Below are 11,622 nucleotides of genomic sequence, written 5' to 3'. Positions count from 1 at the left end.
CGCAGGGCGTCGGCCAGGCCATCGCAGGCGGCCTGGCCGCCGGCGGCGTGCCGGTAGGCGCGCATGTCGAGCGTGACGGGCGCCGCCTCCGACAGCAGGCCGGCCAGGGCCCGTGTCAGCGCGATCTGCTGCGAGTCCGCCGGGTCGACGAACAGGAAAGCGGCCTTGCCCCGGCCAAGGCGGGCGGCCCGCAAGCCCTGGGCGACGGTGGCGATGGCCGACAATTGGCCGGGGAGGCGGTCGGCCAGCCGCAGGTGCAGGTCGTCCGGTAAGCCGGTGGTGTTCATGGCTGGCCTCCGTTGCGGCCGCCGGTGGAATACTGCAGCGTGGACGGCCGCGGTACAGGTTCGAACATGACTGACTCCTAAAAAAAATGCCGCGGCAACGGCCCGCGGCAAGCGTCGGCGACGCGCGTCAGACGACGCGGTTGGCCGCCAGGTCCCAGCCGCCGGAGGTATTACCGCCCGAGCCGCCGGTGATCTTCTGCTGCGTGTAGCGCCATTTGATCTTCGAGAACTTCAGCGCCACCGTTTCGGTCATGATGTCGCCTTCGTCGACGGAGGGCGAGATGGCGCCGATCAGCACGTTCTCGATTTCGATCTCGTAGTACTTGACGCGCTCACCCATCGCATCGGCGCGCATGAATTCGAACTTCGCCTTCGGGATGGTGCGGCCGGCCGCGCATGTCTGCAGCAGGATCGGCGAGGCCAGGTCGGCCAGCTTGTGCAGCACGATGTCCTGGTGCTCGCACCGTTCGGCCGTGTGGCCGCCGCCGGTCGACGCGGTGGCCGACTTGGGCTGCTCCACGCCCCAGTTGACGGACTTGCACTCGATCCAGTCCTTGTGCCGGTCATCGGCCGATTCGCCCTTGATACCATCGATATACAAATAGACGTCGATTGCCATTACGCGCTCCTGTGGTGGTTGAAAAAAGGTCAGCTGTTGGTCGTCTTCGGCAGCTCCGCGACCAGTCGGAGTGAAACGGTCAGCTCGTCGAGCTGGAAATGCGGCCGCAGGAAGGACACGGCGCGGTACACGCCGGGGCGGCCGGGCACCTCGGTGACCTTCACGGCCGCTTCGCGCAGGGGGAACTGGGCCTTCTGTTCCTGGCTGGCGTTATCGTCCAGCAGCACGTAATTCATCAGCCAGCGGTTCAGGAAGTCCTCGACATGCGATGCGCTCGCGAAGCTGCCGATCTTGTCGCGCATCATGGCCTTCATGTAGTGGGCGATGCGCGAGACGGCGAAGATGTACTGCAGCTGCGACGACAGCGCGGCATTGGCGTTGGCCGCGTCCGAGCTGTAGCGGCGCGCCTTCTGGGCCGACTGCGCACCGAAGAAGGCGGCGTAGCCCGTGTTCTTGCAGTGGACCAGCGAGATGAAACCCAGGTCCGACAGCTCCTTCTCGCGCCGGTCCGTGATGGCCACCTCGGTCGGGCACTTCAGCGCGATCTCGCCCTCGTCCGTCTTGAAGGTGTGGGTCGGCAGGTCCTCGACCAGGCCGCCGCCCTCGACGCCGCGGATGGCGGCGCACCAGCCGTGCTGCTCGAAGGCCCTGGTCAGGCGCACGCCGAAGGCGTAGGCGGCGTTACACCACAGGTATGCGTCGTGGTCGCTACCGTCCACGCTCTCGACGAAATTGAAGCCGTCGACGGTGGTTCCGTCGACGGGGTGGAACGGCAGCCGGCCAAGGAAACGGGGCAGGGTCAGGCCCACGTAGCGCGCCTCGTCCGATTCGCGGAAGGCCTTCCATTTGGCGTATTCCACCGTGTCGAAGACCTTGCTCAGGTCGCGCAGCTTGCCCAGGTCGCCGAAGCCCTCCAGGCCGAACAGCTCGGGCGCGGCGGCCGTGATGAAGGGGGCGTGCGCGGCGGCCGCCACCTGCGACATCTGCTCGATGAAGTACATGTCCTCGGGCTGGCGCGAGATCTCGAAGTCGCCCAGCAGCGCGCCGAACGGGGCGCCCCCGAAGGTCCCGAATTCTTCCTCGTAGACCTTCTTGAACATGGTGCTCTGGTCGAATTCCAGGGCACTGCGAAAATCGCGCACCAGCTCGCGCCGGGTGGCGTTGAGCATGCGGATCTTCAGGCCCGGGCCGGTGGCGGTATTGCGCACCAGGTAGTGCAGGCCCGTCCAGCTCTGCTCCAGCTTCTGGAAGGCGGGGGCGTGCATAATGGCCGACAGCTGTTCCGAGATCAGGCGGTCGAGCTGGGCCACGCGCTCGTCGAGGGTGGCCGACACGCTGTGCGAGACGGTCACGGTGCCGTCCAGCACCTGCTGGACCAGCTCGCCGATGATGTCCTTGGCACGCGCGTGTTCGCTGGCCGACTTGGCGACCTTGCTGCGTTCGACGATGTCGTCCAGCAGGGCGTCTTCGGCAAAGGCCGGCGCCAGCTCTTGCAGTTGTGCGGACATATCAGGGCTCCCCTGCGGCCGGCGCGTTCGCCAGCCTGGCCGTATTGGCCAGCACGTCGGTCAGGATGTCTTCCAGCCGCTCGTTCCCGGCCAGCTTGTTGCGCAGGTCGGCCAGCTTGCCGCGCGCTTCCACCAGGCGCGCCAGCGGCGGCACCTGGCGCACGATGGCTTCGGGGCGGAAGTCGTCCATCGAGCGAAAGCGCAGTTCGACAGCCAGGTCGCCGCCGCCCGACAGGCGGTTCGGCGCCTGAAAGCGTGCCACCGGTTCGACGCCGGCCAGCACTTCGTCGAAGTTGTCGTTGTCGATATTGACGAACTTGCGATCCTTCAGGCGCTTGTGCTCCTTCTCGGAATCGCCGCCGGCGCTGCAGCCGAAATCACCCACGACGCCCAGCACGAACGGCAGCTCCTTGTTTTCCGTCGCCTCGCCGATATCGACGTCGTACGTCATCTGCACGCGCGGCGGACGCACCTTGTTCAGGCGCTTCTGCACACTGTCGCCATTTGTCATGTCCGCTCCTTATTTGAGGGCGCCGAAGGGGTCGGCGCTGTTCGACTGCGTGGTGACGGCCGCCGTCGGCTTGTGGCCCTGCGAGCCGCTGTTGACGGTGACGTTGCGCGGCTTGGCGCGAACCGTCTTCTGCGTCGATGGCACGAGGATTTCCTCGCCCAGGCTGCTGCGCAGCAGCGTGGCCAGCTGCTGCGCTTCCGTGCGCAGCGGGCCACCCAGGTTGTTCTGCTTCGACAGGTCGGCCAGGGCCTGGGTCGACAGGCGCAGGCCGCTGACGGCAACGATGCTGTTGCCCTGGCGGTCCTTCGGATCGCGCTGCAACGCTTCCAGCGCGTTATTGATCGCTTCGCCATAGCTGCCGCGGTCGAACTTCATCTGGGCGATCTGCACCCACGGGGCCTTCTCGGCCGGATACCTGGCACCGGCGTTCTTCAGGATGGCGATGGCCCGTTCGGCATCGCCAGAGGCGACGCTGCGTTCGGCGTCGGCCATCGCCGCGGCAAGCGACGTGGCGGGCGCCACGGCCGACGTCGTGGTGGACGTGCCGGCACAGGCGCTGAGCAGCATGACACCGGCCAGGCACGGCAGCATGGCGGCGGTAAAGCATTTGTTTCCCATAATCATCTCCTAGCAAACGGGGTGAAGGCGATTATTGGAGCGTTAGCGATCTCTGCAGTTGCGCTGGAACAAAATTTTGGGTGACGCGGCAACGACCGTTTCCACGCCCTTGCGGTGTCGCAAGGGCCGAAAGTGATGCTTTCGGTTAAATGAGCTTCCCGACTTATTGACCTGTGGAATCAAAAAAGGAGCTTCCATGCGACGCATCGCCCCCTGCCCGCCCCTGCGCCGCACCGCCACCCTGGCCGCGCTCGCCGCAATGCTGGCGGCCGCCCTGGCCGGTTGCGGCACGGGCGCCTCGATTGCCGGCGCCGTGCTGCAGATCGCCGGCATCCAGCGTCCGCCGGAACTGCCGGACGCGCAGAAGCCGCCCCGCACCGTCAGCATCCGGCTGCATGCGGCGCCGACCCTGAACGGCGGCGACAAGGGCCCGCCCCTGGCGCTGGTGGCCCGCATCTACGCGCTGCGCCAGGCCGAAGCCTTCGAGCGCGCCTCGTACGCCGGTTTCACCAACGCCCATACGGAGCGCGAGCTGCTGGGCGCGGACCTGCTGGAGGTGAAGGAGGTGCTCCTGATCCCGGGCCAGCGCTACGAAGTGAAGGAAAAATTCAGCCGCGAGGCCGGCTACATCGGCGTCGTTGCCCTGTTCCGCGGCCCCGACGGCCAGCGCTGGCGCGCCGCCTTCCCCGCCGCCGACGCCGAGAAGGCCGGCATCACGATCGGCCTGTCCGGCTGCGCGATGGCGGTCGGCGAAGGCACGCCGGCACGCCAGCGGCAGGTGGGCCGGCCGCTGGCCGAAGCCCGTTGCACGTGACAAGCATTCCCACCATTCCGAGGAGATCCCAGCATGGCCATCCGTCTTCCCGTCCCGCCCGCGTGCATGGTGATGCCATGACGCCCCAGATCGAACGGCGCGCCGCGCCCACCCTGTTCGGCAGCCGGCCCGCGACGGCCGATTCCCCCCGCGCCAGTTCGCTGGTGGACCTGCTGCACGAAGGCTTCCACATGCTGTTCCTGCTCAAGTCCGGCGCCAAGCCGCCGCCGGCGCTGCATTTCCGCGACGTGGTGGTGGCCTACCTGCACGGCTTCGAGCGCGAGGCACACAAGCTGCGCGCCCAGGTCGAGGATATCGAGGCGGCCAAGTACGCCTTCTGCGCCACGCTCGACGAAGCGGTGCTGGGCGCCGGCTTTCCCGACTACGATGCGTGGGCCCGGCGTCCCCTGCAGCTGGACGTGTTCGGCGGCCAGCTGGCCGGCGAGCGCTTCTTCGAGTGGCTTGAATCGCTGCGCGTGGCGGGCCTGGCGCGGCTGCCGGCCCTGCAGGTCTTCCATCTGTGCCTGCTGCTGGGCTTCAAGGGCCGCTACATGGACGATGCCGACAAGCTGGCCTACACGACGGCGCGCCTGGGCGACGAGATCGCCCACATCAAGGGCAAGAGCCACGACTTCGCCCCGCGCGCCGGCCGGCCCGACCAGGTCGCGCACAAGCTGCGCGGCACGGTGCCGGCATGGGCCCTGTCGGCCGTGTTCGCGCTGCTGGGCGCCGGTGTCTTCCTGGGATTGCGCACGTCGCTGGAACGCGGTGCGCAGCATGCGATGGCCGGGTATGCGGACCTGGTCAAGCTGGCGCCCCGCCCGGCCAGCCTGACCATCACCCTGCCTTGAATCAGTCGGCGACGCGGAACTCGATGCGGCGGTTCCGCGCCCGCCCGTCCGCCGTGGCGTTGTCGGCCACGGGGCGGTCCGGACCCTGGCCGGACACATTGATCATGGCGGCATCGACGGCCTTGCCGGCCAGGTAGGTGCGCACCGCCTCGGCCCGCGCCAGGCTCAGGGCCACGTTACTTTGCCGCAGGCCCGTGTTGTCCGTATGGCCGATCACTTCCACCTTCTTGCCCTTCACCTTCAGAAGCGCGGCCGCCATCTCGTCCAGGATGACGAGGCCGGACGGGCGGATCACGGCCTGGCCGCTTTCGAACTCGATGATGCGCTTGCCCAGCGTCGTGTCGAGCAAATCCTGTTCGGCCGCGCTGACCCGCAGGCCGTTCTTGACCGTGTAGGTGGGATTCAGGCTGGCGGCGATGTCGCTGGCGATCTGCTGGCGCTGGGCCTCGTTGGCCACTTCGCCGCGCACGCTGACGTCATTGCCGTCGATCCTAATCTGGCCTTTCGTGATCAGCTTCAGGTTCGGATTGATCAGCTTTTGCACATAGCCGTTCCAGTTCGGCGGCAGCACGACGTTGCCGATGGCGATCTGGTCGACGACGCGCTCGTAGCCGTACAGCTCGCGCACGCGGGCCAGCATGGCGGCCTTGCTGGCCTCGTCGGGGACGGTGCCGCTGACGAGGACCTGGCCCGGCATCGGCGTGACGGGGGCCGGCACTTGCGCCTGGGCCTCGGCGGCGCCGGCCAGCAGCAGGGGAAGGATGGATACGATACGTACGATACGCATGGGCAGCTCCCGGTGGGATGGAACAGGGAAGTTCAGGCAAAAGTCTCGCGGAACAGGTCCACCGCGGTGCGCAGCGACAGGCTGCCCTGGGCCAGGCAGGCCGACAGGCGCCGCACGGCGTGGTCGTGGGCGATCATGTCGTCGACCCAGGCCACGTCGTCGAAGCCGATCAGGTGCGTGGCGCCATACTCCGGGTCGATCACGGCGCGCAGGGTGCCCGGGGTGGCACCGGCAAACCCGATGACGAAGGTGGGGCGGCCGCGCAGCTCGGACATGAACAGGGCCAGTTCGATATTGTGATGATTTACCTCCTGCCGGCGCAGGAACGGCGCCACCAGGGCCAGCCAGAAAGCGGCCACGCGGGGACGCAAGGCCGGGTCGCGCGGCAGCGGCAGCGCCAGGCTGCGGTCCAGCCGCGTGCTGCCCGTCCATTCGAAGGGCTGCAGCAGCAGGCCGATGCCCAGCAGGATGCCGCGCACGTCGTGCCGGTGGCCGTCGACGGCCAGCAGCGCTTCGAGGGCGGCGATATCGTGGGCGGCGGCAAATGCATCGAGCTCGCCCGCATGGCTGGCGCGCACGGCATCGGCGTCGAGCACGGCGCCCGACACCGTCTGCAGCGCGCCGGCCGGATCGGCGGCGTCCTGCACGGCGGCCGTCAGGCCGGCCATCTGCCGCCAGGCCCCGGCCAGGGCCAGCGGACTGCTTGCCAGGAAGGTGCCGGGCGCCGGCACTTCCAGCGCGCTCATGGCGATGAACGGAAAGCGCCGCCCGGACAGGTCGCCGCTGGCCACCATATGCCCGGCCACCACATGGCGGCTGTGCGGCCCCACGAAGGCGAAGTGCAGCGGCGCCAGGGCGTCGTAATGCAGCTTCCAGCGCGTGTTCGTCGTCAACTGCGCCAGCGTGGCGTCGACCCACGCGTCGAGCAGCCCGGCCAGCGCATGCTGTTCGCCGCTCTTGACGAAATCGGAACGGGTGGCCAGCTTGCCGAAGTAACCGATATGGATGCTCATTGCACGTCTCCTTGCACGATCGTCGCCTGCGCCGCCTGCGCCGCCTGCACCGTCGGCGCGGTCACGGTCGCGATGGCGTTGACGGGGGCCGGCGTGCCCGGCGTGGGCGCGGGGATCGACGGCGCGGGCGCCGGGGCCGGACGGGGGCCGCCGACGATGGTTTCCGGCAGGCGCATGCCGTCGTAACCGCGTGTCGGCGGCGGGCCGCCGCTGCTGACGATGCGCAGGTCGACGGCCACGCTGACGCCGCCGGCGCTCCAGCGCAGCTCATGCACGCCGCCGTCCTTCTTCGTCTTGGCGGCCGCGTCGATCATCCGCTTCAGGCCGAACTGGCCGGCTTCGTTGAACAGCTCCACGTTGCGCCCGTCGAAGGCCACGGCGCTGATGCGCGCGCCGGGAATGCCCTGCGCGGCCGGGTGCACCATGCTGGTCCACTGCGGCGGGGTGTTCCGGTAGCGCAGCTGCTGGCCGTCGATCTCCACCGTGTATTCGACCGTGCCGGGGGCGGGAATCGGCAGGATCTGGAACATCGTCTGCGCCGCTGGCGTCGGCACCGCGCCCGATGCCGCGATCCAGCTGGGGAAGCGCTGCACGGCCTGCGGCTGCAAGGTGATGCCCATGTCGGCCCACGTACGCGCCGCCAGCACGTCGCCGCGCCGCACCACCAGGGGGCCCATCGACGTGTTGACGAATTTCGCCACCAGTCCGTCCGGACCGAAGAACTGGGCGATCTCGGCCTGGCTGGCCTCGATGCGGGCCGACGGGGCGAACGGGTACTTGTTCGCCAGCGTGCGGTTGAACGGTTCGTAGACCTGGGCCAGCCACGTCTTGTTGATCTCCGCCTCGGCCGGCCCGACGATGACGGCGAAGGTCTGCATCAGGGGACGCACCAGCAGGGGCCGCACGGCCTGGCGCTGGGCGTCGCTGATCCCGTTGAGCATCTGCTCGTCGACGAAGCGCAGCGCATCGGCCAGCTCGGAGCCGCCCCCTTCCAGGGTCTGCTGCATGAACTGCTTGGCGCCGGGGCCGGGGTCGCCCTGGTTCTTCAGCGCGTTCAGGCGCGTGCGCAGGCGCGACAGGGTGTCCAGGTAGGAGCGCAGCAGCGAGGCATTCTGGTCGTGCGTGCCGACGATGCGGCCCACCGACGCGAACTCGCGGCCGATCGGGCCGATCTGCCGGTCCTGGCGCAGGCCGTCCACGCTGACATTCAGGTTCACGTTGGCATTCACCGGCGACGGCGTGCGGCGCAGGATATGGCTCTTGATCCAGTTGGCCAGGCCCTTCTCGGCCTGCTGCATGCGCGCGTTCAGTTCGGCCGGGTTGTCCCACGAGGTCTGCTCGTGGATGGTGCGCAGGATCTTCGCGATGGGCGAGGTCTGCGGGTCGCCCAGCCGGTTCATCGCCACCACGGCGCCATTGAAGCCGTTCATGTCGGCGATGGCGATGCCCTGCACGAACTTCTGCCATTCGCGCGTGTATTCGGCCTTGTACATGTCGACCAGGTTCTTCTGGATCTGTTCCGGGCTGCCTTCGAGGGTCAGGTCGTCGCGGCTGGCCGTCTTCAGCACCCAGTCGGTGCTTTGCAGCTCGCGCGTCGACGCGTCGCGGATCGCGCCCTCGACGTACTTTTCCCAGGCGTCGCGGGTGAAGGTGCCGGAGAGGGCATGGCTGCCCTGCACCAGCGCGGCGTCCGTGTCGCCGACGATGCGGCCCACCGTCATGGCCGGGAAGCGCGTCGAGGCCCTGGCCTTGATCTCGGCATAGACCCGGTCGCGCGCCGGCATGCCGCGCACCACGCGGCGCAGGTTCTCGCGCGCCGTGTCGACCAGCGCCAGCTTCTGCTCGATGCGGGGCCAGGAAGGGTCGCGCACCTGCGCCAGGTAGAACGTCATCAGCCGTTCGGCGCTGCGGATCATGTGCTCGCGCGGCATGGCGCCCCGGTTGGTCTCGAGCCAGCCGCGCCAGAAGCGCGTCAGCTGGTCGTTCAGGTGGCCCGCCTCGGCATGACTGGGGTCGGCCAGCATCAGGTAGGTCTTCAGCGCGTTGTAGGCGTCTTCCACATTGGTGGGCGAGGCGTCGGCATAGGCCCGCGCCGTCGTGGCCGCGGGCGTGGCCGGCGCGGCGCCGGCGGCCACGGTGGGCGTGACGAGCTGGCCGGCGTTGGCGTTCATCTCGTACAGCAGCGCTTCCAGGTTGACGGCGACGGGCTTGACCATCACCTCGCGCACGCCGGCGAAGTATTCCTCGCGCAGCTTGCGCTCGAGCAAGTCGCCCTGGTACAGCCCCAGGCCCAGCGCCCAGGGGCGGTCATGACGGTACTGGTCGAGCTGTTCGATGCGGTCCTGCAGCACTTCCAGCGCCTGCAGCCGCGATTGCAGGTCGAGGCGGCGGTCCTGCAGGCGGATCACCTTGTCCAGGTCGGCCTGCACGGTGGCCACCAGTTCGCGGTTGCCCAGGTAGGACCAGCTCCAGCCGCCCAGCGACACGCCCAGCACCACGGCCGCGGCGACGAAGGCACCGTACTGCAGCTTGACCTTGCTGCGGCGCGAATACTGCGACACCAGCTGGCGGTCGGCGAAGATCACGCTGCGGAACAGCTCGAGCAGGAAGTAGCCGGTCTGGCGCACGTCGCCGTGCGGCGCGGGGTCCAGCGTGCTGGCCAGCTCGAAGCGCCCGGCCACGCGGCGCGACTGGGCGCATTCCGGCTGGCCTTCCTGCAGCGCGCTGGTGAAGTAGAAGCCCCGGAACAGGGGCTTGAACTGGAAGGGATTGTCTTCGAACAGCGTGGCCAGGAAGGCCCGCACCGGCACCCGCAGCGACGAGAACTCCAGCGGGAAGGTGAACACGCCCGACGCCATGCCGCGGCGCTGCTGCTGCGTCATGTTGGCGATGCTGGCTTCCTTCAGGCCTTCGTGCAGTTCGTCGAAGGCCGTGTCGAAGAAGGTCAGGATGTCCTGCGTGCCGGCCTTGCGCTGGTAGGGCATGGTGGCGCCCCACACCCGTTCCCGCTCGCTGCGCTCGGACTGTGCGAAGAACTCCGTGAAGCCGGCCACCAGGTCGGCCTTGGTGAAGACGACGTACACGGGCGCGAACACTTCCAGGCGCTCGATCAGGTCCTGCACGCGCTTGCGCAGGCTGCGCGCCAGGCGCATGCAGGTGTCGCCGTCGCTGCCGCGCAGCTCGGCGATGCTGACGGCGACGATGATGCCGTTCACGGGCGCGCGGGCCCGGTGCTTCTTCAGCAGGTCGAGAAAGCCGGCCCATTCGGCGCGGTGCTCGTCCTCGACGGAGTAGCGGCCCGCCGTGTCGAGCACGATGCCTTCGGTGGTGAAGAACCAGTCGCAGTTGCGGGTGCCGCCGACGCCCTGCACCACCTTGCCGTCGCCGAGGGGGAACTGCAGGCCCGAATTGATGATGGCGCTGCTCTTGCCGGCGGCCGGGTTCCCGATGATCATGTACCACGGCAGTTCGTACAGCGCGCGGCGCCCGGAGCGGATGCCCAGCTTGGAACTCTTGATGGTGCCGATGGCCTTCAGGAGCCCTTCGCGCAACACGTCGACATCGGCGCGCGTGGCGGCATCGGCCACTTCCGACACCGTCGCCGTTTCGATGGCCTGCTCCAGCCGCCCGGCGCGCCGCGCGGCCAGGTGGCGCCACAGTGCCCACACGCCCAGCCACGCCAGCAGCGCCAGCGCAAAGCCGCCCAGGGCCCACACCAGCGCCAGCTCGAACAGCTCGGCGCCCAGGTAGAACAGCCCTGCCATCACCACCAGCGTGACCACGGTGAGGGTGCGGGTGTCAGTCAGGAAGTACCAGATTCGTCGCAGCATGGGGTGTCCCTCGGGGATCAACAGGTCCGGCCATGGTGCCACCATACCCATAGGAAACTATTGATTCACCGCAACTGCGACCGGTCAGCGCCGGGGCCGGCGCAGCTCCGTGTGGCCGAAATCCATCATCTTCCACCGCCCGCCCCACGTCAGGCCGGCCGCTTCGGCCACTTCGCCATAGAGCCGGTAGCCGCGCATGGCCCACGGGTCCTTTTCCGTGATGACCACCCGGCCATTGCGCAGGAAGGCGCAGTCGCCGGCCAGGCCGAACTGGTGATAGCTCTGGAAGGCCCGTGCGTTCGTCACGTGCCCGCCCGCGTCGGCCAGCTGGTTCTGCCGCTCGGGGCTGCGGTAGCCCTCCAGCAGCACCATGTCATAGCCGTGCTGCTCGCGCATGACGCGAAACACCGTCAGCAGCCGCTGGGAGAACTCCGCGTCGAGCAGGTCGAAGTTGCGGTTCGCGCCTGCCAGCATGGGCCGCGCCAGGGTCACTTCCGCCGTCGTGAACACGGCCGGGGGCAAGGGCTGGGGCGCGGCCAGCCGTTCGCCGCGCAGCAGCCCGGCCACCTGGTGGTTGACGGCCGGGGCGGCGCCTTCGAAGCCGGGTAACGCAACCTCGTCCTCGGCCAGCAGCACGGCCAGCGGCGGCAGCAGCACCAGTCCTGCCACCAGCGCCGTCAGCACGGGATGGCGTCGCAGCAGCGCGACACCGCCGGCCAGCTGTTCGCGGCCGCGACGCAGCATCGACGAGGCGCCCCGCAGGCCGTCCTGCCGCGCCCCCGTG

General features: G+C 68.7%; 11 protein-coding genes. 2 read left to right on the top strand and 9 right to left on the bottom strand.

The window, feature by feature from the left end; genetic code table 11:
- The 5 genes from GM672_RS25785 to GM672_RS25765 all read right to left on the bottom strand — a co-directional run.
- Positions 1-287, bottom strand: a 287-nt coding sequence (locus GM672_RS25785) for a hypothetical protein (protein WP_155473382.1), incomplete at its 3' end; no start/stop codon positions are given.
- 127 nt (positions 288-414) lie between these two features.
- Complete coding sequence (locus GM672_RS25780) at positions 415-906, bottom strand: Hcp family type VI secretion system effector (RefSeq protein WP_155473381.1); 492 nt, start codon at positions 904-906, stop codon at positions 415-417.
- A gap of 29 nt (positions 907-935) precedes the next feature.
- Positions 936-2,414 (bottom strand): type VI secretion system contractile sheath large subunit, encoded by a 1,479-nt coding sequence (gene tssC / locus GM672_RS25775; RefSeq protein WP_155473380.1) that lies wholly within the window; start codon positions 2,412-2,414, stop codon positions 936-938.
- Position 2,415: 1 nt separating this feature from the next.
- Complete coding sequence (tssB, locus tag GM672_RS25770; RefSeq protein WP_155473379.1) at positions 2,416-2,925, bottom strand: type VI secretion system contractile sheath small subunit; 510 nt, start codon at positions 2,923-2,925, stop codon at positions 2,416-2,418.
- A 9-nt stretch (positions 2,926-2,934) separates the two neighbouring features.
- Positions 2,935-3,543, bottom strand: a complete 609-nt coding sequence (locus GM672_RS25765) for a tetratricopeptide repeat protein (protein WP_229417952.1) — start codon at positions 3,541-3,543, stop codon at positions 2,935-2,937.
- Positions 3,544-3,739: 196 nt separating this feature from the next.
- On the opposite strand from GM672_RS25765, the gene tssJ reads away from it, so the two are divergent.
- Entirely contained in the window at positions 3,740-4,357 is a 618-nt protein-coding gene (gene tssJ / locus GM672_RS25760) for a type VI secretion system lipoprotein TssJ (RefSeq protein WP_170300246.1), read from the top strand.
- Between the two features lie 77 nt (positions 4,358-4,434).
- Positions 4,435-5,208, top strand: coding sequence for a DotU family type IV/VI secretion system protein (locus tag GM672_RS25755; RefSeq protein ID WP_155473378.1), 774 nt, complete (start codon positions 4,435-4,437; stop codon positions 5,206-5,208).
- Between the two features lies 1 nt (position 5,209).
- Here the strand turns inward: GM672_RS25755 and GM672_RS25750 are convergent, their stop codons facing one another.
- The 4 genes from GM672_RS25750 to GM672_RS25735 all read right to left on the bottom strand — a co-directional run.
- Positions 5,210-5,995, bottom strand: coding sequence for an OmpA family protein (locus GM672_RS25750; protein WP_155473377.1), 786 nt, complete (start codon positions 5,993-5,995; stop codon positions 5,210-5,212).
- Positions 5,996-6,027: 32 nt separating this feature from the next.
- Positions 6,028-7,008, bottom strand: a complete 981-nt coding sequence (gene tagF, locus GM672_RS25745) for a type VI secretion system-associated protein TagF (protein WP_155473376.1) — start codon at positions 7,006-7,008, stop codon at positions 6,028-6,030.
- The gene (gene tssM / locus GM672_RS25740) at positions 7,005-10,838 is read right to left on the bottom strand and encodes a type VI secretion system membrane subunit TssM (RefSeq protein ID WP_155473375.1); all 3,834 of its coding nucleotides are present in this window, start codon (positions 10,836-10,838) and stop codon (positions 7,005-7,007) included. Before tssM ends, tagF begins: the two co-directional genes overlap by 4 nt.
- Positions 10,839-10,922: 84 nt before the next feature.
- Positions 10,923-11,622, bottom strand: a 700-nt coding sequence (locus tag GM672_RS25735) for a M15 family metallopeptidase (protein ID WP_155473374.1), incomplete at its 5' end; no start/stop codon positions are given.

It is taken from the genome of Pseudoduganella buxea (assembly GCF_009720835.1).
Classification (GTDB): Bacteria; Pseudomonadota; Gammaproteobacteria; order Burkholderiales; family Burkholderiaceae_D; genus Rugamonas; species Rugamonas buxea.
This window is presented reverse-complemented; position numbering and strand designations above follow the sequence as displayed.

Excerpts from the sequence above, each read along its gene's own strand:
- GM672_RS25780 (WP_155473381.1), bottom strand. The coding sequence starts at position 906 with ATGGCAATCGACGTCTATTTGTATATCGATGGTATCAAGGGCGAATCG.
- tssC (WP_155473380.1), bottom strand. The coding sequence starts at position 2,414 with ATGTCCGCACAACTGCAAGAGCTGGCGCCGGCCTTTGCCGAAGACGCC.
- tssB (WP_155473379.1), bottom strand. The coding sequence starts at position 2,925 with ATGACAAATGGCGACAGTGTGCAGAAGCGCCTGAACAAGGTGCGTCCG.
- GM672_RS25765 (WP_229417952.1), bottom strand. The coding sequence starts at position 3,543 with ATGGGAAACAAATGCTTTACCGCCGCCATGCTGCCGTGCCTGGCCGGT.
- tssJ (WP_170300246.1), top strand. The coding sequence starts at position 3,740 with ATGCGACGCATCGCCCCCTGCCCGCCCCTGCGCCGCACCGCCACCCTG.
- GM672_RS25755 (WP_155473378.1), top strand. The coding sequence starts at position 4,435 with ATGACGCCCCAGATCGAACGGCGCGCCGCGCCCACCCTGTTCGGCAGC.
- GM672_RS25750 (WP_155473377.1), bottom strand. The coding sequence starts at position 5,995 with ATGCGTATCGTACGTATCGTATCCATCCTTCCCCTGCTGCTGGCCGGC.
- tagF (WP_155473376.1), bottom strand. The coding sequence starts at position 7,008 with ATGAGCATCCATATCGGTTACTTCGGCAAGCTGGCCACCCGTTCCGAT.
- tssM (WP_155473375.1), bottom strand. The coding sequence starts at position 10,838 with ATGCTGCGACGAATCTGGTACTTCCTGACTGACACCCGCACCCTCACC.